The organism is Amycolatopsis sp. NPDC104863 (assembly GCF_055582965.1).
In genome coordinates, this window is the sequence record NZ_JBVJOW010000001.1 from 1,216,728 (window position 1) to 1,237,618 (window position 20,891).

Annotated in this window: 16 protein-coding genes; 9 read left to right on the plus strand and 7 right to left on the minus strand. The window is 72.4% G+C overall.

Annotation, left to right across the window (positions count from 1 at the left end; genetic code table 11):
• Positions 1 to 7 precede the first annotated feature (7 nt).
• The 3 genes from ACZ63J_RS05340 to ACZ63J_RS05350 all read right to left on the minus strand — a co-directional run bounded on the left by ACZ63J_RS05340 (position 8) and on the right by ACZ63J_RS05350 (position 4,182).
• Positions 8 to 2,080 (minus strand): putative Ig domain-containing protein, encoded by a 2,073-nt coding sequence (locus tag ACZ63J_RS05340; protein WP_465408483.1) that lies wholly within the window; start codon positions 2,078 to 2,080, stop codon positions 8 to 10.
• 107 nt (positions 2,081 to 2,187) lie between these two features.
• On the minus strand, positions 2,188 to 2,409 hold the full coding sequence (locus ACZ63J_RS05345; protein WP_465408434.1) for a hypothetical protein: 222 nt from the start codon (positions 2,407 to 2,409) through the stop codon (positions 2,188 to 2,190).
• 201 nt (positions 2,410 to 2,610) lie between these two features.
• A complete protein-coding gene (locus ACZ63J_RS05350) occupies positions 2,611 to 4,182 on the minus strand; it encodes an acyl-CoA synthetase (protein ID WP_465408436.1) in 1,572 nt (523 codons plus the stop codon).
• A gap of 67 nt (positions 4,183 to 4,249) precedes the next feature.
• On the opposite strand from ACZ63J_RS05350, the gene ACZ63J_RS05355 reads away from it, so the two are divergent.
• Positions 4,250 to 4,885: a formylglycine-generating enzyme family protein gene (locus tag ACZ63J_RS05355; RefSeq protein ID WP_465408485.1), complete on the plus strand. Its 636-nt coding sequence runs from the start codon at positions 4,250 to 4,252 to the stop codon at positions 4,883 to 4,885.
• A gap of 64 nt (positions 4,886 to 4,949) precedes the next feature.
• Here ACZ63J_RS05355 and ACZ63J_RS05360 read toward each other — a convergent pair whose 3' ends face one another.
• Both ACZ63J_RS05360 and ACZ63J_RS05365 read right to left on the minus strand, forming a co-directional pair.
• Positions 4,950 to 7,907 (minus strand): AfsR/SARP family transcriptional regulator, encoded by a 2,958-nt coding sequence (locus ACZ63J_RS05360; protein WP_465408438.1) that lies wholly within the window; start codon positions 7,905 to 7,907, stop codon positions 4,950 to 4,952.
• A 155-nt stretch (positions 7,908 to 8,062) separates the two neighbouring features.
• Positions 8,063 to 8,653: a hypothetical protein gene (locus ACZ63J_RS05365; protein ID WP_465408440.1), complete on the minus strand. Its 591-nt coding sequence runs from the start codon at positions 8,651 to 8,653 to the stop codon at positions 8,063 to 8,065.
• A gap of 53 nt (positions 8,654 to 8,706) precedes the next feature.
• On the opposite strand from ACZ63J_RS05365, the gene ACZ63J_RS05370 reads away from it, so the two are divergent.
• On the plus strand, positions 8,707 to 9,072 hold the full coding sequence (locus tag ACZ63J_RS05370; protein ID WP_465304605.1) for a DUF488 domain-containing protein: 366 nt from the start codon (positions 8,707 to 8,709) through the stop codon (positions 9,070 to 9,072).
• A 2-nt stretch (positions 9,073 to 9,074) separates the two neighbouring features.
• Here the strand turns inward: ACZ63J_RS05370 and ACZ63J_RS05375 are convergent, their stop codons facing one another.
• Both ACZ63J_RS05375 and ACZ63J_RS05380 read right to left on the minus strand, forming a co-directional pair.
• On the minus strand, positions 9,075 to 11,462 hold the full coding sequence (locus ACZ63J_RS05375; protein ID WP_465439319.1) for a glycoside hydrolase family 2 protein: 2,388 nt from the start codon (positions 11,460 to 11,462) through the stop codon (positions 9,075 to 9,077).
• A 90-nt stretch (positions 11,463 to 11,552) separates the two neighbouring features.
• Positions 11,553 to 12,590 carry a LacI family DNA-binding transcriptional regulator gene (locus tag ACZ63J_RS05380; RefSeq protein ID WP_465408444.1) on the minus strand — a complete coding sequence of 346 codons (1,038 nt, stop codon included), beginning with the start codon at positions 12,588 to 12,590 and terminating at the stop codon, positions 11,553 to 11,555.
• A 162-nt stretch (positions 12,591 to 12,752) separates the two neighbouring features.
• Between ACZ63J_RS05380 and ACZ63J_RS05385 the strand changes: the two genes are divergently transcribed.
• The 7 genes from ACZ63J_RS05385 to ACZ63J_RS05415 are packed head-to-tail and all read left to right on the plus strand — an operon-like array spanning position 12,753 to position 20,890.
• A complete protein-coding gene (locus ACZ63J_RS05385) occupies positions 12,753 to 14,270 on the plus strand; it encodes a sugar ABC transporter ATP-binding protein (protein WP_465340516.1) in 1,518 nt (505 codons plus the stop codon).
• Complete coding sequence (locus ACZ63J_RS05390) at positions 14,267 to 15,307, plus strand: ABC transporter permease (RefSeq protein WP_465439321.1); 1,041 nt, start codon at positions 14,267 to 14,269, stop codon at positions 15,305 to 15,307. The genes ACZ63J_RS05385 and ACZ63J_RS05390 overlap by 4 nt, the downstream gene beginning before the upstream one ends.
• Complete coding sequence (locus ACZ63J_RS05395; RefSeq protein ID WP_465439323.1) at positions 15,300 to 16,307, plus strand: ABC transporter permease; 1,008 nt, start codon at positions 15,300 to 15,302, stop codon at positions 16,305 to 16,307. Before ACZ63J_RS05390 ends, ACZ63J_RS05395 begins: the two co-directional genes overlap by 8 nt.
• 5 nt (positions 16,308 to 16,312) lie before the next feature.
• Positions 16,313 to 17,374 carry a rhamnose ABC transporter substrate-binding protein gene (rhaS, locus tag ACZ63J_RS05400; protein ID WP_465340519.1) on the plus strand — a complete coding sequence of 354 codons (1,062 nt, stop codon included), beginning with the start codon at positions 16,313 to 16,315 and terminating at the stop codon, positions 17,372 to 17,374.
• Positions 17,374 to 17,709 (plus strand): L-rhamnose mutarotase, encoded by a 336-nt coding sequence (locus ACZ63J_RS05405; RefSeq protein ID WP_465439325.1) that lies wholly within the window; start codon positions 17,374 to 17,376, stop codon positions 17,707 to 17,709. The genes rhaS and ACZ63J_RS05405 overlap by 1 nt, the downstream gene beginning before the upstream one ends.
• Positions 17,706 to 18,869 carry an L-rhamnose isomerase gene (gene rhaI, locus ACZ63J_RS05410; RefSeq protein ID WP_465304622.1) on the plus strand — a complete coding sequence of 388 codons (1,164 nt, stop codon included), beginning with the start codon at positions 17,706 to 17,708 and terminating at the stop codon, positions 18,867 to 18,869. Before ACZ63J_RS05405 ends, rhaI begins: the two co-directional genes overlap by 4 nt.
• Positions 18,870 to 18,871: 2 nt before the next feature.
• Positions 18,872 to 20,890, plus strand: coding sequence for a bifunctional aldolase/short-chain dehydrogenase (locus tag ACZ63J_RS05415; protein WP_465439327.1), 2,019 nt, complete (start codon positions 18,872 to 18,874; stop codon positions 20,888 to 20,890).
• The last annotated feature ends 1 nt before the right edge of the window (position 20,891 follow it).

The following is a 20,891-nucleotide window of genomic DNA, read 5'->3' on the forward strand; positions in this document are numbered from 1 at the left end:
CAACCGATTATCCCTCGACGCGGTGGGTGGCCCAGAACGACGTCAGGTCGGTCGACCCGGCCGCCGCCTGCGCCGCGGCCTTGAACTCGGCCGTCGTCGAGACGCCGTACCAGTGCGACTGCGCGTACGACTTCAGCAGGTTCGCCATCGCCGTGTCGCCGAGCAGCCGCCGCAGGTCGTGCAGCGTGCACTTGCCGTAGTTGTAGACCACCGTCGAGTACCGGGACGAATGCGCGTCCCAGTACGCCATCGAGTTGGTCAGCTTCTCCGCGCTCGACTGCCAGGTGATGCCGCAGCCGCTGCCGGTGACCCCGCGGTAGAGGTCGGTGGCGTAGTCGGTGAAGCTCTCGTCCAGCCACGGCGAGTTGTACTCGTCGTCGCCGACGATCCCGTAGAACCACTGGTGCGCCAGCTCGTGCGGCAGCGCGGTGGTGGACACGAGGTCGAGCACGAAGCCCGGGTACTCCATGCCGCCGAACCAGAAGTTGTTGTCCAGCACCACGTCCACCTCGCCGTACGGGTAGTCGCCGAAGCGGCCCGAGTGGACGTCGATCGAGTCGGCGGCCAGGCTCAGCATCTGGTTGGCGCTGCTGGTGGAGATCCCGCTGACCGAGTAGACGTTCACCCGCACGCCCTTGCCGGACGTCGTGGTGATCTTTGCGAACGGCCCGGCGGCCCAGGCGAAGTCACGCACCTTCGCCGCGGTCGCGTGGGTGGTGGTCGTGCTGCCGCTGGTCGTCTCGGTCGACGTGCCGGTGGCCGGGGTCAGCAGCGACGTCGGGTGCACCAGCGTGACGTCGAAGTCGCTGATCACGGTGTAGAACGACTCGCCGTTGTTGGTGTAGGGGTCGAGGTGCCAGCCCGCGCCGTCGCGGACGGCGAGCACCGGCAGCGCGTTGCCGATCATGTTGTACGCGCCGTCGTGGCCGAACCGGTCCGCGCCGCTGGGCACGACGATGCTCAGGTCGAACCCGATGGTCGCCGACTGGCCCTGCGCCAGCGGGCTCGGGAGCGTGATCTTCATGGCCGTGCAGTTCACGCTCAGCGCGGACGCGGTGCCGCCGGTGACGTTGGTGACCGTGATCGGCGTCGACGGGCAGCTGCCGTGGTAGTTGTCCCACAGCCGCAGGTAGACCTCGGGCAGCGCGCTCGCGGCCCCGTTGGTGAAGCTGACGGACTGGTGCCCGGTCCACGTCGTGCCCGCGGTGTTCGAGGTCAGGTTGACGGTGTACGCGGGGTTGATCGGGGTGCGTGTCGAGTCGGCGGGCGCCGCGGTGATCGTCCAGGCGAAGGTGGCGCTGCCGCTGTTGCCGGCCGGGTCCTTCGCCGTCACGGTCACCGAGGAGCTCCCGGCGGTGGTCGGCGTGCCGGTGATCTTGCCCGTGCTCGCGCCGATCGCCAGCCCGGCGGGCAGGCCGGTCGCGCTGTAGGTGAGCGCGTCGTTCTGCGGGTCGGTGGCCTGGACCTGCAGCGACACGGCCTGACCGACGGCGCTCGACTGGGCGCCCGGCGAGGTGACGACCGGCGACTGCGGGTTGCTCGTCCCGGTCGTGGTCAGGGAGAAGTCGTCGAGGAGGAAGTTGGTCGCCAGGCTCGAGTCCTCGGTGCCGGTGATCTTCAGCGTCACGGTCTGGCCGAGGTAGCGCGACACGTCGACGGTGCGCTGGACGTACCCGGTGTTCTTGTCGAGGTTCGAGTAGCTCGCGAGGGTGTCGGTGCCCGCCTGCACCACGAGCTTGTCGTAGGCGGTGCCGGTCGTCGTCTCCTGGGTGTCGATGTGCGACCACCAGGACAGCGTCGCCGAGGCGCAGCCGGCGGGCAGCGTCAGCGGCTGGGACAGGGTGTCGGTGTGCGTGCGGCCGGTGCCGTCCAGCCAGGCGTCCATCGTCCCGCCGTGCGCGGGTTCCGCCGCGGTGGCGGCGGAGATCACGCCGGCGGTCTGGGTCCACGGCGTGGTGCCGCTCTCGAACCCGCCGTTGCCGACGACCTGGTCACCGCAGGCCGCGGCGGCGTGGGCCGGCGCGGCGACGACAACCGTGCCCAGCAGGCCCGCGGCCACACCGAGCGCAGCAGAAAGCACCCTCGATCTCATGGGGGGCGTCCTTTCCCGGCCCCGTCCGTCGGGGCCAGGGGAAAGCGTGCGCTGCCGCCGGGGCGGCAACAACCCGCCATGAGTCGGGTTCCGCGTCAGGCCTGCTGGAGCACGTTCAGCAGGATGAAGAGCAGGACGAGGGCCCCGGCGACGGCGACGAGCGCGGAGACGGCGGACCGGATCATCTCCCCGAACCCCTTGGCGGTGCGGGCCCGGTAGGCGGAGTAGTTGGAGCGGGCTTCGCGGGCGCTGTGGACACGGCTGCCGACGAACAGCCCGGCGCCCAAGGCGAGCAGGACGGCGACGAAAACGGACACGGGTGGATCCTTCCGGGGTTCGGGAACGAGGAACGGCCTCATTACTAGACCCGACGGACGCCGCGCGCCATGGCTTCTCGGCAACTCGTTTCCGGGCCGGTCGGCCCTGGTGGGACGGACGTCCCGCGTTCCTCGGAAAATGGTGGTGGGGAGCCGACGGTATCCGCGGTCTTCCCTGGCGCGCAAGGAGTTTTCGGTGGCTCAGCGCTCGGCCGCGAGTCCTTTGTGTCGTTCCCGCAATTCGCGCTTGACGATCTTCCCGCTCGGATTCTTGGGAAGACGATCCGCGAACACCACGTACTTGGGACATTTGTAACCGGCGAGGTGTGACTTGGCGTGGTCGACCACTTGCGTTTCGGTGAGAACAACGCCGTCACGCGGGACGACGACCGCGGTCACCGCTTCGATCCAGTGTGGATGGCCGATGCCGAACACGGCGACTTCCGCGACACCGTCCAGCAGGTAGAGCGCTTCTTCGACCTCACGGCTGGCGACGTTCTCCCCGCCGGTCTTGATCATGTCCTTCTTGCGGTCCACGACGGACAGGTAGCCGGCCTCGTCGAGCACGCCGAGGTCGCCGGAGTGGAACCAGCCGGCGCGGAACGCGGCGGCGGTCTTGTCCTCGTCGCGGTAGTAGCCCAGGGTGGCGTGCGGGCTGCGATGGACGATCTCGCCGACCACGCCCGGCGCGACCGGCCGGTCCAGCTCGTCGACGATCCGGGTCTCGACGTTGAGTGACGCCCGCCCGGCCGAACCGGCGCGCTCGAGCTGTTCGTGCGGGCGCAGGATCGTCGCCAGCGGCGCCATCTCCGTCTGGCCGTAGAAGTTCCACAGCTCGACGTCGGGCAGGCGGCGGCGCAGCTCGCGCAGCACCTCGACCGGCATCGCGGACGCGCCGTAGTAACCCTTTCGCAGACTGGACAGGTCGGTGCGGTCGAAGTTTTCGTGGCGCAGCAAGGAGATCCACACCGTCGGCGGGGCGAACAGCTTCGTCGCCCGCTCCCGCTCGACGGCGGCGAGCACGGCGGCCGGGTCCGGGCCGGGCAGGATCACGCTGGTCGCGCCGAGGTAGACGTCGACGGAGAAGAAGCAGTCGAGCTGCGCGCAGTGGTACAGCGGCAGCGAGTGGACCTCGACGTCGTCGGCGCTCATGCCGCCGTCGATCACACACGAGACGTACTGCGCGATCAGCGACCGGCTCGACAGCAGCACGCCCTTCGGCCGCGACTCGGTGCCGGAGGTGTACATGATCCGCAGCGGGTCGTCGTCGGCGACGAAGACGTCCGGCGCGGTCGTGTCCCCTTCGGACAGCCAGGTTTCGACGTCTTCCCACGTGCCGCCGCCGCTCCTGGTGATGCGGCCGCGGACGACGTCGCCGAGGCCGGCCAGATCGAGCGCCGTGGCGGCGGTCGGTTCGAGCGCGTCCTCGGCGACGAACGCCTTGACCTCGGCGTGCCGGAGGATGTAGGCGATCTCGTCGGGGCCGAGCATGAAGTTGACCGGCACGAGCAGCACCCCGAGCTTCGCGGTGGCGAAGGCGAGCACGCCGAACTGGCGGCAGTTGTGGCTCAGCAGCGCCAGCCGGTCGCCCTTGCGCAGGCCGCGGGCGGCGAGCGCGTGGGCACAGCGGTTGGCGGCGGCTTCGAACTCCGCGAAGGTGAGGTTTTCGCCGCCGTCGACAACGGCGAGCTTGTCCGGCAGCCGCAACGCGGTGCGGCGGAGGAGGTCACCCAGCGCGTGCTGCCGGGCGCGGTCGACGAGCGGCTGATCCATGCCCGCAGTCTCGGCCGGGGCGCCGGAACTCGCAAGCGTGGGCGCGGGCCGTCGGCTAGGTTCGGTGATCGTGACGAGCTGGGTCGAGGTGCCCGCGGGGGAGATCGTCCTGCGCGACGAGGGGACGCGGACCGAGTGGCCGGTCGCGGTCGCCGCGTTCCGCCTGGCCGCGTTCCCGGTGCTGGTGCCCGGCACGCGGATGCCGGTGACGGAGACGTCCTGGCTCGGCGCGGTCGAGCTCTGCAACCGGTTCTCGGCCGAGGCGGGTCTGACGCCGTGCTACCGGCTCGGGTCCGACCCGGACGGTCTCGACGTCGAGTGCGACTGGACGGCGGACGGCTACCGGCTGCCGTCGGAGGCCGAGTGGGAGCACGCGTGCCGCGCCGGGACGGCCGGGGTGCGCTACGGCGAGCTGGACGCGATCGCCTGGCACCGCGGCAACTCGGGCGGTGAGCTGCACGCGGTGGGGGAGAAGGAGCCGAACGCCTGGGGCTTGCACGACATGATCGGCAACGTCTGGGAATGGTGCTGGGACCGCTACGACCCGGCGGTGTACGGCCCGTACCGGGTGTTCCGCGGCGGCGGCTGGTTCGACCCGCCACGCGGCTGCCGGGCGTCGTGCCGGCGCAAGAGCCATCCGACGTTCCGGGTGGAGGACCTCGGCTTCCGCCTGGCGCGCTCGGGGAGCGGGGTCAGTCGGTGAGTTTCGCCGGCGGCGCGGCGGCTGGGGTTTCCGGCTGACGTGCTCGGGGCGCTCCGGGACCGGGTCAGCCGCTGAGCTTCGCCAGCAGGGCCGCAGCCCGGGCTTCCAGCGGCCGGTACCCGGCCTGGGCAGCCAGCTTCGCCGCCGCCTCGCCGTGCGTCCGGGCCAGGTCGGCGTCCCCTTCCGCCAGCGCGGCCTCCGCCAACCCCGTCAACGCCGCCGCCTCGCACCAGGTGAAGCTGGTCTCCCGGGCGATGTCGAGCGCCGTCGTGAGGTGCTCGGTCGCCGGGGTGCCCAAGTGGAGGCAGACCTCGCCGAACGCCGTGCGGGCCGAGGCCTCCGTGCCGCGGTCGCCGATGCGGCGGGTCAGCTCCACCGCTTCCGCCGCGTCGGCGAGGGCGCGCGTGCCGTCGCCGGCGCGGGCCTCCAGGACCGCGCGGCCGGACAGCGCCGCCGCTTCGCCGTACTGATAACCCAGCTCCCGGTTGGCCGTCAGCGCGCGCTCGTAGAACTCGGCGGCGACGGGACTGCCCAAATCACGGTGGACGTGCCCGAGGTCGACCAGCAGCACGGCCACGCTGAACGTCGCGCCGTCGTGTTCGGCGATCTCCAGCGCGCGGCCGAAGTGGCGTAGCGCCTCGTCGTGGTCGCCGACCTGGTTGCACGCGAACCCGAGGTTGGCCAGCGCCATCGTGACCCCCGGGATGGCGAGCTCTTCGCACAGCCGCAACGACTCCGCGCCGCACACGATCGCCTCGTGCGGGTCGCCGAGCCGCTGGTGGACCGCGCTCAGGTTGTTGAGCACCGCCGCGCGCCCGGCCGGCCAGTCCGCCGCCAGCCCGTCGTCCAGGACCGTCGTCAGGTGCGTGCGAGCCTCGGCGTAGCGGCCGCTGTTGACCCCGGCGAGCGCGATCGACAGCCGCATCGCGGCCTGCGCCTGCCGCGCCCCGGCGGCCTGCGCGGCGGTGAGCGCGGTGGTCGCCGTCTCGATCCACTCCGTGTGGTGGCCGCGGTGGTGGAAGAACGCCCGGAGCGCGTCGGCCAGGTGCCAGGCGTGCTCGCGCGGGCCGTGCGCCGCCGCGTGCTCGACCGCGGCGGCGAGGTTCGGCCACTCGGTGTCGAGCCAGGCGAGCGCGTCCTCGGTGCCCTCGAACGGGTTCGGCGCCTCGGGCCGCGGGAGCCGCAGGAAGTGCGGGATCAACCGGCGCCCGGCCGCGTCCGCCGTCGTGAGGTAGTGGTCGAACAGCCTGCGCAACGCCGCGTCGCGGTCCTCGGCCGGGTCGTCCGCCTCGACGCGCCCGGCCGCGTAGCTGCGCAGCAGGTCGTGGAAGCGGTAGCGCCCGGGCAGGTGCCGTTCGACGAGGTTGGCCGCGGACAGGGCCTTGAGCTGCTGCCCGGCCCGGACCTCGGTGACGTCGGCGAGCTCCGCGGCCACCGGCGGGGTGAACGTCTGGCCCGGCACCAGCGCGAGCCGCCGGAACAGCAGGCGGTGCTCGACGGGCAGCGCCCGGTACGACACCGAGAACGCCGTGGTCACCGCGCTTTCCTCGGCGCCGTCGACGCTGAGCCCGGCCAACGGGTCGCCGCCGGCGAGCTCACGGGCCAGCTCCGCGATGCCGGACACCTCGCCCGCGCCGAGGTTCGCTGCGGCCAGCCGCAGCGCGAGCGGGAGGTGCCCGCACAGCCGGGCGAGCTCGGCCGCCGCGGCCGGCTCGGCGGCCACCGCGGCCGGCCCGAGCACGGTCTCCAGCAGCTGCCGGGAGTCCTCGGCGGGCAGCACGGCCAGCGCCACCGCGCGGGCCCCGGTGCGGGCGATGAGGTCGCCGAGCCGCTGGCGGCTGGTGACCAGCACGGTGCCCGACGGCGGCAGCAGCGGCGTCACCTGGGCGCTGTCCCGGGCGTTGTCGAGCAGCACCAGGACCTTCCGGTCGGCCAGGAGCGAGCGCCACAGCGCCGTCCGCCCCTCCGGGTCCGGCGGGATCGCGCGCGGGTCGGCGCCCAGCGCCCGCAGCAGCTGCGCGGCGGCGACGGCGGGGGTCAGCGGCTCGTGGTCGGCGTCGAACCCGCGCAGGTCGAGGTAGAGCTGGCCGTCGGGGAAGCGGTCGCGGACGCGGTGCGCCCACCGCACGGCGAGGGCGGTCTTGCCGACCCCGGCGGTGCCGGTCAGCACCCGGATGTCCGGGCCGGCGCCGGCCTGCTCGTCGAGCCGCGCCAGTTCGGCGGCGCGGCCGGTGAAGCCGCCGACGTCGTGCGGGAGCTGGGCGGGCCGCACCGGCTCCGGGGCGCCATCTAGGGCCGGGTCGGCGGCGAGGATCGCGGCTTCGAGTCGGCTCAGCTCCGGCGCCGGGTCGAGGCCGAGCTCTTCGGCGAGCCGGCCGCGCAGCTCGCGGTAGGCGGCGAGGGCGGCGTCGGTGCGGCCTTCGCGGTGCAGGGCGAGCATCAGCTGCCCGACCGGGCGCTGCCGCAGCGGGTGCGCGGCGACCAGCGTGGTCAGCTCGGCGAGCACCGCACGGCCCCGGCCGAGCCGCAGCTGCGCGTCGATCCGGTCTTCCAGCGCGCTCCACCGGGCTTCGCGCAGCCCGGCCAGCAACCGGTCGGCGACGTCGGGTGACGCGGCGCCGGCCAGCGCGTCACCCCGCCAGAGCGCGAGCGCCTCGTCGAGCAGCGCGACGGCCGTCTCGTCGCCGGCCGTGCGGGCCCGCTGGACGATGGCGGTGAACCGGTGGGCGTCGACGTCGCCGGGGTCGGCGCGCAGGACGTACCCGGGGCCTTCGGTGGCCAGTTCGGGGCCGTCCGCGGCCCGGAACACCGCGCGCAGCCGGGAGACCAGCGCCTGGACGGTGTTGCGCGCGCTCGCCGGGGGAGCCGTGGGCCAGAGCAGGTCGACGAGCCGCTCGAGCGACACCGGGCGGCCGGCTTCGAGGAGCAGGACGGCGAGCACCAGCCGCTGCTTGCGGGACCCGAGGTCGACCGGGGCGCCGTCCGCCGTCGCCTCGACGGCGCCGAGGACGCGGAACTCCACCCGGTCACCTCTCCCTCGTCGGCGTGCAAGCGTACTGCAAGCCCGGTCCGCGATCCTCGGCGTGCTGGAGGACACCACCCCGAGATGTCCCAGGCTGGGGGTAGGGCCACCTCGGCGACCACGCCCCCGGTCGCCGTGGTGGCCCTTTGCCGTGCTCAGCGCGCGGCCGGGTCGATCTGGACGGGGTAGCCGGCCCGCAGGACGGCCAGCGTCGAGGGCGGGGTCAGCACGGGGGCAGTTCCTGCGCCGGGCAGCTTCCGCCGGGTGCCGTACCCCGCGGTCGTCCACTCCGTGAGGTGCCCGTCCATCACGAGCTCCGGGTGCTCGCCACGCCGGACGAACGCGCCGTCCGGCAGGTCGGCCCAGCGCACCTCGTGCAGCCGGCGGCGGTGGGTGCCGGGGTACAGGCGCTCGCTGTGCAGCCGCCGGTTCATGGCGGTGGCCGACGGCCGGCCCGGCCACGCGTCGCGGTAGGCGTTGTACGCGGGACGGCGGCACTCGCCGCAGGGCCGGTGCCCGGCGGCGAACGAGACGGCCTCGTCGTGGAAGTACAGGTGCGTGTAGCGGTTGGGCAGCCACTGCTCGCGCCACCGGCCGCGGAACTCGAGCGCGCAGGTGATCCACAGGTCGCCGGCGTGGAAGCGGACGATCTCGTGGCCCTCGTGCAGCACCCCGCGGTTGCCGGTCCACGCGCCCCGCAGCGGGATGTCGACGACGTCGCCGGCCGGCGTCACGCGGTTGCGCACGAGGGTGTCCTCTCCGGGTGGCGCGGCGCGCGGGCGCATCGCAGAATGCGCGCATGCAGCCGACGCTCGTCCGGGTGGCGCGCCTGGCCGACCCGGCCGGGCCCGCCGACGGCGTCCGCGTGCTCGTCGAGCGGGTCTGGCCGCGCGGCACCGCCCGGACGGCGGTGGTCCTCGACGGCTGGTACCGGACCTTGGCCCCGTCCGACGCCCTGCGCACCTGGTACGGCCACGACCCGGACCGGTTCGCGGAGTTCGCCGAGCGCTACCGGGCCGAGCTGCGGGAACCGGACCGGGTGGCGGCGCTGGAGCGGCTGCGGGAGCTGGCGGGCGACGGGCCCGTGACGTTGCTGACGGCGAGCGGGTCGCCCCCGATCAGCCAGGCGGCGGTGCTCGCCGGGGTGCTCGGCGGCGAGGGCTGACCTCACGATCTCGCACCGTCCGGCGCGCTGGTGGTCACCTTCGCCGTGGCGACGCCCAGCGTGGTGTGCTCGGCGACGACGGTCACCGTCCCCGGTGACCCCGCCACCGGCCGCAGCCAGACGGCCGCCGCGCCGCCGGTCGCGCCGAAGTCCAGCACCGGATCCCCGACCAGCTCGCCCGGCCCGCTCACGCTCACCGTCACCGATCCGGTCGTCCCCGCCCGCAGGGTGCCGAACCGGTCCAGCGCCGCGATCACGACGCGTGTGGCGTCACTGCCGTCCGCGCGCAGCTCCTTGTCGTCCGCGACGCAGCTGAGCACGTCCCGGCTCCGGTCGCCGCTGAAGCGCCGCGAGACGACCAGCCGGTCGCCGACGTAACCCTCGACGCGCAGCTGCGGACGGCCACCGCGCGGCACCACCAGGTCGACGGCGAACGGCGGATAGCGCAGGTGCGGGAAGTCCGCGCGGCGGCTGCGGGCCGCGCCCACCGGACGGTCGTCCAGGAACAGCAGCAGGCGGTCGCAGTTCGACCAGATCGTCGCGCCCGGCCCGGGACCACCCGGCTGGGCCGTGAAGTCCCAGGCGAAGCCGGGCTCGACGACCGCCCGGACCCGCGGGTCGCCCTGCGACGCGTAGAACGCCGCCGCCGGCTTCGGGATCCGGAAGAAGTCCGCCACCCCGGCGAACTTGGACCCGCCGACCGACCGCTGCCAGCCCGACGGGTAGTCGAACGCGCACCACGCGAGCAGCCCGCAGTACCGGTCGTCGGCGGCGGCCAGGTCGTGGGCCTTGGCGTGCAGCTCCGCCTGCTGGTGCTGGGTCGCCGCCGGGTCGGTCCGGCGGTAGGAGCGGGACCCGGCGATCGTGCCGATCGTCTCGGTCACCAGGTAGGGCACCCCCGGCCGCGGCGCGCGCAGCTGGAACGGCGCCCCGCGGCGCGCGGTGTAGTCGTTGTAGGCCAGGACCTCGACGTCGGCGCCGGCGAACCGCGCGCCCGTGCTGCTGGCCAGCGCGCCGCTCGTCGGCCGCGACGGGTCGAGCTGCCGCGCGAGCCGCCCGGTCCGCCCGTACATCGCGGTGGTGCCGTTGGCCTCGTTCACGCGGGTGCCCCAGACGATGACGCTCGGGTGGTTGCGGTCGCGGGTGATCATGCCCGAGACGTCGCGGAAGTTCTGCTGCTGCCAGGCGGCGTCGCCGATCCGGCCCCAGCCGGGGATCTCCTCCCAGACGAGCAGGCCCAGCTCGTCGCAGGCGTCGAGGAACGCGCTCGACTGCGGGTAGTGCGAGCAGCGGACCATGGTGCAGTTCAGCTCGCGCCGCAGGATCTCGGCGTCGCGGCGCTGGACGCGGTCCGGCAGCGCGCCGCCGGCGAACGGGTACCACTGATGGCGGTTGAGCCCGAACAGCTTGAGCCGCCGACCGTTGAGGAAGAAGCCGTCCGGGGTGAACTTCGCCTCGCGGAACCCGATCCGCACGACCCGCTGGTCGAGCGACCGCGGCCCGGACCGGACATCGACCACGACGTCGCACAGCGCCGGGTCGTCGACGTCCCACAGCCGGACGGCGTCGAGGCCGTGGACGTCGAACTCGACGGTGGTGACGCCGATCGGCATCGGCGCGACGTCGGCCCAGCCCTGGGCCAGCTCCCGGCCCGCCTGCCGCACCGACGCCGTGACCCGCACGGGCTCGGTGCGCGCGACGGTCGTGTCGAGCTCGCACTTGAGGTGGAGCGAACGGGCGGGGGAGAGGGCGTCGACCGGGCGCGCGAAGACGTCGGACAGGCGGGTGCGGGGCACGGTTCCGATCGAGGCCGGGCGGTAGATCCCGGCCGGCTGGTAGAAGTCGATGACCGACGGGCCCACGGCGCTGGGCAGGTTCGGCGGGACGTCGAGCTGCCAGCGTCCGTCGACGACCACGGCGAGGACGTTGTCCCCCGCCGTCACCTGCGGCAGCTCGACCTCGAACGGGAGGTAGCCGCCCTCGTGGGTGGCGACGAGCGTGCCGTTGAGGTGCACCGCCGCGGTGGTCATGACCCCTTCGAAGCGGGCCCGGACCCGCTCGGCCGTCATCGCCGGGGTCACCGTGAAGTGCTTGCGGTAGATCCACCGGTCCTGCCACGACGACGGCTGCCAGCCGGTCCAGGAAAGCGGCGTCACGCAGTGCGGCAGCTGGACCGGGCTGAGGTCGGTTTCGTCGAACCCGAGGTCGGCGCAGCCGTCGGCGTACCGCCCGAACAGCCAGAAATCACCTAGCCGCACGGCATCCGGATCGGGCTCGGCGAGCCCGGCCGACCCGGCGGCGGTCGAGCCGACCACGGCCGCGCCGAGCAGCGCGGCCCCGCTCGCGGCGAGGAACCCGCGCCGCGACAGCCGCGGTTCCGAGTCGGCCATCAACGACCTCCGTGCTCCGGCGAGCGCCCGTTCGTCCCACCCTTGCATCGCTTGTGGCCGGTAAGACGTCACAGCCGATCGGCGGGTTGCTCAGCGGAGGGTCGAGGTGCGCACCACCAGCTCCGGCGTGAAGACGACCTGCCGGTGCTCGTGCCCGGTTTCGGTGGTTTCGGCCAGCAGCAGCTCCGCCGCCGTGCGGCCGAGGCGGCGGCGGGGCTGGCGGACCGAGGTCAGGGGGACCGCGGCCGCCGCGGCGAACTCGATGTCGTCGTAGCCCACGATCGCCAGGTCCTCCGGGACGCGCATGCGCAGGTTCGCGCACGTCTGGAGCAGGCCGAGGGCGACCAGGTCGTTGGCGCAGAACGCCGCGGTCGGGCGGATCGAGGCGGGCAGCCCGGCCAGGCGCTCGCCGGCGCCCCGGCCGTCGGCCACCGTCAGCGCCGTCGTCGTGAGGTCGACGAGGTGGTCGGGACCGAGCCCGGCCGCGCGGAGCGCGCGCAACGCGCCGAGCCGCCGGTCGCGGACCTGGCCGACCGTCGTGTGGTTGCCGATGAACGCGATCCGCTCGTGGCCCTGTTCGACCAGGTGCCGCACGGCGATCTCGCCGCCGTAGACGTCGTCGACGGCGACCGAGCAGTGGGAAGTGCCTTCGGGAGTGCGGTCGACGACCACCACCGGCGTGCCGCGGCGGGCGATCTCGCGCAGCAGTGGCGCGTCCGGGTCGACCGGGGTGATGAGGATGCCCTGCACCCGCTGCTGTTCGAGCCGGTCGAGGTAGGCCTCCTCGCGGGACGGCTGGTGCGCGCTGTTGCAGAGGAACAGCGAGAGGTCACCCTCGTCGGCCGCGTCCTCCATGCCGGCCGCGACGTCGGTGAAGAACGGGTTGCTGCCGTCGAGCATCACGTAGGCCAGCACCCGGCTGCGCCCGGCGCGCAGCTGCCGCGCGGACTCGTTGCGCACGAACCGGAGCTCCGCCATCGCGGCCTCGACCTTCGCGCGGGTGGCCGGGCTGACGCGGTCCGGGCGGTTGAGCACGTTGGACACCGTGCCGAGGGAGACCCCGGCGGCCGCGGCGACGTCCTTCATACCCGCCGCTCTCGGCTCGGCGCCGGACTCCTGGACCGTCATCGGGACCCCCTTCGGCCAGCACTGTTGAAACGTAACATCGCCACGCACGGCGAGCCTTCGAAGCCGTTTGGCCACTGTTCGGCCGATGCATTGACTTGCTCTTCAACCGCATAGTAGCGTCACCGCGCCAGGTTTGTGAAACCTTTCAGTCCGGAGGTCGCGATGACGCGGCAGGACCCGGGCCGGGCCCCTCTGCTGGAGGTGCGCGGCGTGACGAAGTCGTTCGGCGCGGTCGCGGCCGTTGCCGGGGTGAGCTTCGGGCTGCACGCCGGAGAGGCCCACGCGCTCGTCGGCGAAAACGGCGCCGGCAAGTCCACGATCGTGAAGATGCTCGCCGGGGTGCACAAGCCCGACGACGGCACGCTGCTGCTGGCCGGGCGGCCGGTCGAGTTCGGCTCCCCGGCCGACGCGAAGGCCGCCGGCATCGCGGTCATCTACCAGGAACCCACCCTGTTCCCGGACCTTTCGGTCGCCGAGAACATCGTGATGGGCCGCCACCCACGCAAGAGCCTCGGCCGCATCGACCGGACGGCGATCCGCGCCGAGGCCGACCGGCTCTTCACCCGGCTCGGCGTCCGGATCGACCCGGCCCGCCCGGCACGCGGGCTGTCGATCGCCGACCAGCAGATCGTCGAGATCGCCAAGGCGCTCAGCGCCGACGCCCGCGTGCTGGTGATGGACGAGCCGACCGCCGCGCTCAGCCGCGTCGAGGTCGAGCGGCTCTTCACCGTCGCGAGGACGCTGCGCGAGGAAGGCGCGGCGATCATGTTCATCTCGCACCGGTTCGAAGAGATCACCGAGCTCTGCCAGCGCGTGACGATCATGCGCGACGGCAAGCACGTCTCGACGGACCTGCTCGACGACGTCACGGTCGACGAGATGGTCAAGCGCATGGTCGGGCGCGACCTGGACGCGCTGTTCCCCAAGCAGGACGTCGAACCCGGCGCGGTGGTCCTCGAAGTCGAAGGCCTGGCCCGGGAAGGCGTCTTCCGCGACATCTCCTTCTCGGTGCGGGCCGGGGAGATCGTCGCGTTCGCCGGTCTCGTCGGGTCGGGACGCTCGGAGGTCGTCCAGGCCGTCTTCGGGGTCGACGAGCGCGACGCGGGTGTCGTGCGGGTCAGCGGGAAGAAGCTGAAGCCGCACTCGTCCCGCGCGGCGATGTCCGCCGGCATGGCGCTCGTCCCCGAAGACCGGCGCCAGCAGGGGCTGATCATGGACCTCTCGATCGAGCGGAACGTGACGCTGCCGCGCTCCGGCGCGCTGGCGAAGCTCGGGTTCCTGGGCGGCGGGAGCGAACGGCAGGAAGCCGCGCACTGGACCGAACGGCTGCGCACCAAGTACCGCCGCCTCACCGACCCGGTCGGCACGCTCTCGGGCGGCAACCAGCAGAAGGTCGTGCTGGCCAAGTGGCTGGCGATGGCGCCGAAGGTGCTGATCGTGGACGAGCCGACCCGCGGCATCGACGTCGGCACGAAGGCCGAGGTGCACCGGCTGATGTCGGCGCTGGCGGCCGAAGGCGTCGCGATCGTCATGGTCTCCTCGGAGCTGCCCGAGGTGCTCGGCATGGCCGACCGCGTCCTGGTGATGCGCGAGGGCCGGATCGTCGCCGAGCTCCCGCGCGCCGAGGCCACCGAAGACACCGTCATGTTCGCCGCGATGGGGCAGGGAGCCGCCGCATGACCGTGACCAGGGAAGCCCCGCCCGCCGGGGCCGCGACCGTCCACTCGCGACGGTCGTGGACCGCGAACGTCTTCAAGGCCCGCGAGTCCGGCATCGTGCTGGCGCTCATCGTCCTCGTCGTGTTCACCGCGACGCAGAACTCCCGGTTCCTGTCCGGGCAGAGCATCCGCGACATCCTGCTCGGCACGGCGATCCTCGCGGTGCTGGCCGTCGGGCAGGCGGTTGTGATCATCACCCGCAACATCGACCTGTCGGTCGGGTCCGTGCTCGGCCTTTCGGCGTTCGCCGTGGGCTCGCTGATGCGCGACAACCCCGGTCTCCCGGTGGTCGTCGCGCTGCTCGCCGGGCTGGTCGTCGGCGCGGTCTGCGGGCTGCTCAACGGCGTGCTCGTCCGGTTCGGCCAGGTGCCCGCGCTGGTCGTCACGCTCGGCACGCTCTACGCCTACCGCGGGGTCAGCTTCTTCTGGGCCGGCGGCCAGCAGATCAACGCCGACAAGCTGCCGGCGTCCTTCCTGGCCTTCGGCACGGCGTCGCTCCTCGGCGTCCCGTGGCTGGTGCTGATCGCGCTGGTCGTGCTGGTGATCGCCGGGATCGTGCTGCGCAGCTACCGCGCCGGCCGCGAGCTGTACGCGATGGGCTCCAGCCCGCAGGCGGCGAAGCTGGCGGGCATCAAGGTCGGCCGCAACACCAGCGCGGCGTTCCTCGTCAGCGGTGCGCTCGCCGGTCTGGCCGGCGTCCTGTTCGCGGCCCGCTTCGGCACCGTGGACGCGGCCGCCGGCACCGGCTACGAGCTGAACGTCGTCGCCGCGGCCGTGGTCGGCGGGGTCGCGGTGTTCGGCGGCAGCGGCTCGGTCTGGGGCGCGGGCCTCGGCGCGCTGCTGCTGACGGTCATCGGCAGCGCCCTGGCCGTGCTCGACATCAACCAGTTCTGGCAGCAGGCGATCGTCGGCGCGCTGATCCTGCTGGCCATCGGCGCCGACCGGCTGGTCGCCGTCCGGGTCGCCAAGGCACTGAAGAAGAGGGATTCCCATGTCTGACCCCGGGAACCGGCTCGGCCGGCTGCTCAGCTGGGACGCCGCCGTCGTCCTGGTGACGGTGCTCGTGCTGATCATCGCCTCCGGCGCCGTCGACAACTTCGGCACCAGCCGCAACTTCACCTTCCTGCTGCTCGACCTGCTGCCGATCGCGCTGATCGCGCTGCCGATGACGTTCATCATCGTCACCGGCGAGATCGACCTCTCGGTGGCGAGCACGCTCGGGCTGACGTCCGCGGTGATGGGGTCGCTGTGGGACGCGGGCCTGTCGATCGAGACAATCATCCCGCTGTGCGTCGTGCTGGGTGCGGTCCTCGGCGCCGTCAACGGCTTCTTCGTCACGGTGCTGAAACTGCCCGCTCTCGCCGTCACGATCGGCACGCTCGCGCTGTACCGCGGCCTGGCGTTCGTCGTGCTCGGCGACGGCGCGGTCGCCGACTTCCCGCGGGCCTACACGAGCTGGGTCACCGGCACGATCGGCGACGGCCCGATCCCGAACGTCCTGGTCCCGCTGGTCGTCGTCGCGCTCGTCTTCGGGGTCGTGCTGCACGCGACGCCGGTCGGCCGCAGCGTCTTCGCGGCCGGCGCCGGGGAGCAGGCCGCGCGGTTCGCCGGGATCCGCACCGGACGGCTGAAGTTCTGGCTCTACGTCGTGAGCGGCGCGGTCGCCGGGGTCGCCGGGGTGCTGTGGACACTGCGCTACTCCAGTGCCCGTGCCGACAACGGCTTCGGCCTCGAACTGGCCGTCGTGGCCGCCGTGCTCCTCGGCGGCGTGTCCATCTTCGGCGGCAAGGGCACGCTGCCCGGCGTGCTCGCCGGGGTGGTCCTGTTGGCGTCCCTGCAGAACGCGCTGCGCCTGCAGGACGTGTCGAACGAAGCCCTCAACATCGTGACCGGCGTGCTGCTGATCGTGTCGGTCCTGCTGCCCAACATCGTCTCCTCGGCCCGGACGGCTTTGCGCCGCCGGAGCCGGGCGACTGCTCCGGTATCCCCAGAAAGGTGACGAAGATGTCCCGACGGTTCCTCACCGGCGCAGTGTCGGCCGGGCTGGTGCTCGTGCTGGCCGCCTGCGGCGGCACGACCAAGAACGACAGTGCCGGCTCCGGCGCCCAGCAGTCCACCGCGGCGGCGAACCCGAACGCCGCGGCCAAGGAGGGCGTCAAGATGGCGTTCCTGCCCAAGCAGCTCAACAACCCCTACAGCGACATCGAGGTCAGCGGCGGCAAGGCGGCGCTGGGCGAGCTGAAGGGCGAGTACAAGCTCGTCGGGCCGAACGACGCCAGCGCGTCCTCGCAGGTCAGCTACATCAACACGCTGATCCAGCAGCAGCAGGACGTGATCGGCATCGCCGCGAACGACCCGAACGCTGTCTGCCCGTCGCTCAACCAGGCCCGCAGCGCCGGCATCAAGGTCGTCGCCTTCGACTCCGACGCCGCCAAGGACTGCCGCGACGTCTTCATCAACCAGGCCACCACCCAGGGCATCGGCGAGGCGCTGGCCAAGCAGGCCAAGGACCTCTCCGGCGGCTCCGGCGAGATCGCGGTCCTGTCCGCGACGCCGAACGCCACCAACCAGAACGCCTGGATCGACGTGCTCAAGAAGGAGCTGGCCAAGCCGGAGTACGCGAGCCTGAAGCTGGACAAGGTCGCCTACGGCAACGACGACGACCAGAAGTCGTTCCAGGAGGCCCAGGGCCTGCTGCAGTCGTTCCCGAACCTCAAGGTGATCGTCTCGCCGACCACCGTGGGCATCGCGGCCGCCGCGCGCTACGTCAGCTCGTCGAGCTACAAGGGCAAGGTCGCGGTGACCGGGCTCGGCACGCCGAACCAGATGCGCGCGTTCGTCAAGGACGGCACCGTGAAGCAGTTCGCGCTGTGGAACCCGGCCGACATCGGCTACCTCGCCGCCTACGCGGGTGTCGCGCTGTCGTCGGGCCAGATCACCGGCAAGGAAGGCGAGAAGTTCAAGGCCGGCAAGCTCGGTGACTACACCATCGGCGCGAGCGGTGAGATCGTCCTCGGCCCGCCGACGACGTTCGACGCGAACAACATCGACAAGTTCAACTTCTGATGCCACGGTACTGCTTCTGCCTCCGGGTGAAGCCCGGCCGGCGTGCCGAGTACGCCGAGCGGCACCGGGCGGTGTGGCCCGAGATGCGCCAAGCCCTGCACGACTCCGGCTGGCGCAACTATTCGCTGTTCCTGCGCGACGACGGCCTGCTGGTCGGCTACGTCGAGGCCGACGACCTCGCCGTCGCGCAGGCGGCGATGGACCGCACCGAGGTCAACCGCCGCTGGCAAGCGGAGATGGCGGAGTTCTTCACCGGCCTCGACGGCGGCCGGCCGGACGAAGGGGTCCGGCTGCTCGACGAGGTCTTCCACCTCGACGTCCGGGAAGGACAGTGATCCCTGTGGATGTCAAAGCGGCGCTGCGCGCCCAGCGCATCGAAACACCGTCGTGGGCGTACGCGAACTCGGGTACGCGCTTCAAGGTGTTCCCGCAGCCCGGGGTGCCCCGCACCCCCGAAGAGAAGATCGCCGACGCGGCCACGGTGCACCGCTTCACCGGGGTCGCGCCGAGCGTCGCGCTTCACATCCCGTGGGACCGCGTCGACGACTACGGCGCGCTGACCGCGTACGCGCGTGACCAGGGGGTGGAGATCGGCGCGATCAACACCAACGTGTTCCAGGACGAGGACTACAAGCTCGGCTCGGTGACCAACCCGGACGCCGGGATCCGGCGCAAGGCCACCGACCACCTGCTGGAAGCCATCTCCATCATGGACGCGACGGGCTCGCGCGACCTCAAGCTGTGGTTCTCCGACGGGATCAACTACCCGGGCCAGGACGACATCCGAGACCGGCAGGACCGGCTGGCCGCGGCGCTGCGCGAGACGTACGACCGGCTCGGGCCGGACCAGCGGATGCTGCTGGAGTACAAGCTCTTCGAACCCGCCTTCTACGCCACCGACGTCCCGGACTGGGGCACCTCGTACGCCCACTGCATCGAGCTGGGGGAGCGGGCGACGGTCTGCATCGACACCGGCCACCACGCGCCGGGGACGAACATCGAGTTCATCGTGGCGTTCCTGCTGCGCGCGGGGAAGCTCGGCGCGTTCGACTTCAACTCGCGCTTCTACGCCGACGACGACCTGATGGTCGGTGCGGCGGACCCGTTCCAGCTGTTCCGGATCATGTACGAGATCGTCCGCGGCGAGGCCCTCGACCCGGCGTACGGGATCGCGTTCATGCTCGACCAGTGCCACAACATCGAGGCCAAGATCCCGGCGATCATCCGGTCGGTGATGAACGTCCAGGAAGCCACCGCCAAGGCGCTGCTGGTGGACCGCCCCGCGTTGCGCGTGGCCCAGCAGGCCGGTGACGTGCTCGCCGCGAACGCCGTGCTGATGGACGCCTACAACACCGACGTCCGGCCGCTGCTGGCCGAGCTGCGCACCGACGCCGGGCTCGACCCGGACCCGGTCGCGGCCTACCACCGCAGCGGGTACCAGGAAAAGATCGTGGCCGAGCGGGCCGGCGGCACGCAGGCCGGATGGGGAGCATGAGGATGACCGTGCCCGAGGAGCTCGTCGCGCGCAGCAACGCGCTCGGCGCCGACCCGCGGAACACGAACTACGCCGGCGGCAACACCTCGGCCAAGGGCACCGCCCTCGACCCGGTCACCGGCACCCCGGCGGAGCTGCTGTGGGTCAAGGGGTCCGGCGGTGACCTCGGCACGCTGACCGAGGCCGGGCTGGCGGTGCTGCGGCTGGACCGGCTGCGCGCGCTCGTCGACGTCTACCCGGGTGTCGAGCGCGAGGACGAGATGGTCGCCGCGTTCGACTACTGCCTGCACGGCCGTGGTGGCGCGGCGCCCTCGATCGACACCGCGATGCACGGCCTGGTCGAGGCCCCGCACGTCGACCACCTGCACCCGGACTCCGGCATCGCACTGGCCACCGCGGCCGACGGCGCCGCGCTGACCAAGGAGTGCTTCGGCGACCGCGTCGCGTGGGTGGACTGGCGGCGCCCGGGGTTCCAGCTCGGCCTGGACATCGCCGCCGTCAAGCAAGCCAACCCGCAGGCGATCGGGGTCATTCTCGGCGGGCACGGCATCACGGCGTGGGGCGCTACTTCCGAGGAGTGCCAGCGGAACTCCCTCGACATCATCCGGACCGCCGAGGAGTTCCTGGCGGCCCGCGGGTCCGCCGAGCCGTTCGGTCCGGTCGTCCCGGGCTTCGAAGCCCTCGCCTCGGAGGAACGGCACGCGCGTGCGGCAGCCTTGGCGCCGGTGATCCGCGGGCTCGCCTCGACCGACCAGCGGCAGGTCGGGCACTACACCGACAGCGACGTCGTCCTCGAGTTCCTGGCGCGGGAGAAGCTCACGCCGCTCGCCGCGCTCGGGACGTCGTGCCCGGACCACTTCCTGCGCACCAAGGTGCGGCCGCTGGTCGTGGACCTGCCCAGCTCGGCGCCTCTCGAGGACGTTGTCACGCGGCTGAAGGAGCTGCACGCCGAGTACCGCGACGAATACCGGTCCTACTACGACCGGCACGCCACGCCGGACTCGCCCGCGATGCGGGGCGCCGACCCGGCGATCGTGCTGGTGCCGGGGGTCGGGATGTTCTCGTTCGGGAAGGACAAGCAGACCGCGCGGGTGGCGGGCGAGTTCTACGTCAACGCGATCAACGTCATGCGCGGCGCGGAGTCCGTCTCGACCTACGCGCCCATTCCCGAGTCCGAAAAGTTCCGGATCGAGTACTGGGCGCTCGAAGAAGCCAAGCTGCAGCGGATGCCGAAGCCCAAGCCCCTGGCCGGGCGGATCGCGCTGGTGACCGGGGCCGGGTCGGGCATCGGGAAGGCCATTGCCCGGCGGCTCGCCGCCGAGGGCGCGTGCGTGACGATCGCCGACCTGAACGCCGACGCAGCATCCGAAGTGGCCGCCGAGATCGGCGGGATCGCGGTCACCGCCGACGTCACCGACGCGGCCGCGGTGCAGGCCGCGGTCGACGCCACCGTGCTGGCGTTCGGCGGCATCGACCTGGTGGTCAACAACGCCGGGCTCTCCATCTCGAAGCCGCTGCTGGAGACCACCGAACGGGACTGGGACCTCCAGCACGACGTGATGGCCAAGGGCTCGTTCCTGGTCGCGCGGGCGGCGGCGAAGGTGATGGTCGACCAGGACATCGGCGGCGACATCGTCTACATCTCGTCGAAGAACGCGGTGTTCGCGGGCCCGAACAACGTCGCCTACGGTGCCGCGAAAGCCGACCAGGCCCACCAGGTCCGGCTGCTGGCGGCCGAGCTGGGCGGCCACGGCATCCGCGTCAACGGCGTCAACCCCGACGGTGTCGTCCAGGGCTCCGGCATCTTCGCCGGCGGCTGGGGCGCGCAACGCGCCGCGGTGTACGGCGTCGAGGAGGCGAAGCTCGGCGAGTTCTACGCCCAGCGCACCATCCTCAAGCGCGAGGTGCTGCCCGAGCACGTCGCGGCCGCCGTGTTCGCCCTCACCGGCGGCGACCTGACCCACACCACCGGCCTGCACGTCCCCGTGGACGCCGGGGTGGCCGCCGCGTTCCTGCGCTGAA

Coding starts and splice junctions, on each gene's coding strand:
- ACZ63J_RS05350 (WP_465408436.1), bottom strand. CDS start 4,182: ATGGATCAGCCGCTCGTCGACCGCGCCCGGCAGCACGCGCTGGGTGAC.
- ACZ63J_RS05370 (WP_465304605.1), top strand. CDS start 8,707: ATGCAGCCGACGCTCGTCCGGGTGGCGCGCCTGGCCGACCCGGCCGGG.
- ACZ63J_RS05375 (WP_465439319.1), bottom strand. CDS start 11,462: ATGGCCGACTCGGAACCGCGGCTGTCGCGGCGCGGGTTCCTCGCCGCG.
- ACZ63J_RS05380 (WP_465408444.1), bottom strand. CDS start 12,590: ATGACGGTCCAGGAGTCCGGCGCCGAGCCGAGAGCGGCGGGTATGAAG.
- ACZ63J_RS05385 (WP_465340516.1), top strand. CDS start 12,753: ATGACGCGGCAGGACCCGGGCCGGGCCCCTCTGCTGGAGGTGCGCGGC.
- ACZ63J_RS05390 (WP_465439321.1), top strand. CDS start 14,267: ATGACCGTGACCAGGGAAGCCCCGCCCGCCGGGGCCGCGACCGTCCAC.
- ACZ63J_RS05395 (WP_465439323.1), top strand. CDS start 15,300: ATGTCTGACCCCGGGAACCGGCTCGGCCGGCTGCTCAGCTGGGACGCC.
- rhaS (WP_465340519.1), top strand. CDS start 16,313: ATGTCCCGACGGTTCCTCACCGGCGCAGTGTCGGCCGGGCTGGTGCTC.
- ACZ63J_RS05405 (WP_465439325.1), top strand. CDS start 17,374: ATGCCACGGTACTGCTTCTGCCTCCGGGTGAAGCCCGGCCGGCGTGCC.
- ACZ63J_RS05415 (WP_465439327.1), top strand. CDS start 18,872: ATGACCGTGCCCGAGGAGCTCGTCGCGCGCAGCAACGCGCTCGGCGCC.